This is a genomic window from Nostocoides japonicum T1-X7, assembly GCF_001046855.1.
Classification (GTDB): Bacteria; Actinomycetota; Actinomycetes; order Actinomycetales; family Dermatophilaceae; genus Nostocoides; species Nostocoides japonicum.
Window position 1 is genome coordinate 4,849,787 of sequence record NZ_HF570958.1, and the last position, 2,123, is coordinate 4,851,909.

The 2,123-nt window shown below is 69.2% G+C and carries 2 protein-coding genes; one reads left to right on the plus strand and one right to left on the minus strand.

Annotated elements, in window-relative coordinates; translation table 11 throughout:
* Positions 1-18: 18 nt before the first annotated feature.
* Complete coding sequence (locus BN12_RS22040) at positions 19-1,302, minus strand: IS110 family RNA-guided transposase (RefSeq protein ID WP_235432332.1); 1,284 nt, start codon at positions 1,300-1,302, stop codon at positions 19-21.
* A gap of 293 nt (positions 1,303-1,595) precedes the next feature.
* Between BN12_RS22040 and BN12_RS22045 the strand changes: the two genes are divergently transcribed.
* Positions 1,596-2,123, plus strand: a 528-nt coding sequence (locus tag BN12_RS22045; protein ID WP_157635783.1) for a NuoI/complex I 23 kDa subunit family protein, incomplete at its 3' end; no start/stop codon positions are given.

The following is a 2,123-nucleotide window of genomic DNA, read 5'->3' on the forward strand; positions in this document are numbered from 1 at the left end:
CCCATGAGAAGCCCTATGTCAAGCCGCCTCGGTTTGGGTTTTGAGGAGGCGTTGGAGTGCTTGGTGGTTTTGGGGGTTGTAGGCGAGGTGGTCTTGCCAGCAGTGCCAGATGATGGTGAGCCAGGCTCGGGCCAGGATGCGGGCGGCGTGGGCGTGGTCGTGTCCACGTGTTCGGGCGCGGTTGTAGAGGTCGGCGGCCCAGGGGTTGGCGTGCCGGGAGTCGGCGGCGAAGTCGATGACGGCGTCGCGCAGTTGCTTGTCGCAGGACCAGCGGAACCCGACGACGCGGCTCTTGCCGGACTGGCGGGTCGAGGGTGCGGCGCCGGCGAGGCAGGCCAGCGATTCGGGGGTGGGGAAGCGGGCTCGGCAGTCGCCGATCTCGGCCAGGAGGCGCGCGGCGCGCACGGTGCCGGATCGGGGCAGGCTGGTGAAGATGTGGGCGTCGGCGTGCGTGTCGAGTTGGTGGCCGATCTGGGTGGAGAGGGTTTTGATCTGCTCGACCAGGGTCTGCAGCAGCGCGACGTAGCTGGCGGTGATGGCCGCCTGGCTGGCGGCGTACTCGCCGGTGGCGCCGCGGGGGGCGTCCAGGAGGCGTTGGTGCAGGACGGCAGGGTCGACCTTGCCGGAGTAGCCCTGCTTGGCCAGCCAGTCGCCGAGGCGTTTGGGCGTGAGCCAGTCGATGCGGTCTTGGGTGTCGAATCTGGTCAGGAACGCCAGAGAGATCTCGGAGTCGATGTCTTTGAAGAGTCCTACGGCGCCGGGCAGGATGTTGCGCAGGTGAGCGCGGAGCTGGTTGGCTGCCGCGACGCGGTGTTTGACCAAGTCCTTGCGGGCCCGGCACGCACGACGCAGCGCGGTGGTGGCCTGGGTGTCCGGGACCAGGGGCCGCAGCCGGGCTCGGTCGGTGCGCAGGGTGTCAGCCAGGACATAGGCGTCGAACCGGTCGTCCTTGTTACCGGCCGAGCCGTAGCGGCCGCGCAGGTTCTTGACCTGGTTCGGGGAGATCACTACCACGGTCAGGCCGGCGCCGAGCAGGGCATCGACCACGGGACCGTCAGGACGTTCGATGGCGACCTCGCCGACGCCATGACGGCCCAGGAACCCGATCAGGTCCCGCAGGCCGGCGCTGGTGTGGGGGGTCAACGTTGCCGCGGCCTGTCGGCCACGGCCATCGACGATGCATGCGGCGTGGTCATCACGTGCCCAGTCGATGCCGGCGGTCACGTCGTTGGCCGCGAACTCCGGCAGGCAGCCGGTACCGGTGGACGGTTCACTACTTCGGGCGTTGCTGGCAGACTTCACGTCAGCCTCCTCGCTGCTAGACCCAGTGGGGAGGCACCCTCATCTCTCGATGGCTCGGGTGGCCACGGTGCCGAGACGTGCCTGCCGGTTCGCTCACTGATCGGCACTCGCAACCAGGAATCCTGGTCTTGGTGCGCAGCCCTATCGACGGTCCACACGTCCCGGGCAACCCCCAGATCCTGCACATCTCATGGTGGACGTCATCGGCGTCAAGCGAGCAGGGCAGTGACCTGGCGGCACCCGGGGTGCATCGACGCTCCATCTGAGAACGCCGACATCAGGAAGGTAGACCAGTGAGCGCCGACCGCCGCCAGACCGGCCTCGTCCCGGGCCTCGTCAAGGGCCTCGCCACGACGGCGCGGACCCTGACCCGGCCCGCGCACACCCACGAGTACCCCGACGCCGCACCCGAGCTGCCGCCCCGCTCGCGAGGCGTCATCGCGCTCCTGGAGGAGAACTGCACGTCGTGCATGCTCTGCGCCCGCGAGTGCCCGGACTGGTGCATCTACATCGACTCCCACAAGGAGACGATCCCCGCGACGACCCCCGGAGGCCGGGACCGGCAGCGCAACGTCCTCGACCGCTTCGCCATCGACTTCTCGCTGTGCATGTACTGCGGGATCTGCGTCGAGGTATGCCCGTTCGACGCCCTCTTCTGGAGCCCCCAGTTCGAGTATGCCGAGACCGACATCCGCGACCTGCTCCACGAGAAGGAGCGGCTCGGGGAGTGGATGCCGACGGTCCCCGTGCCCGCCGCGCTCGATCCCCACGCCGCCGACCCGGCCGAGCTCGCCGCGTCCGAGAAGCCGGCCCGCCCGCCC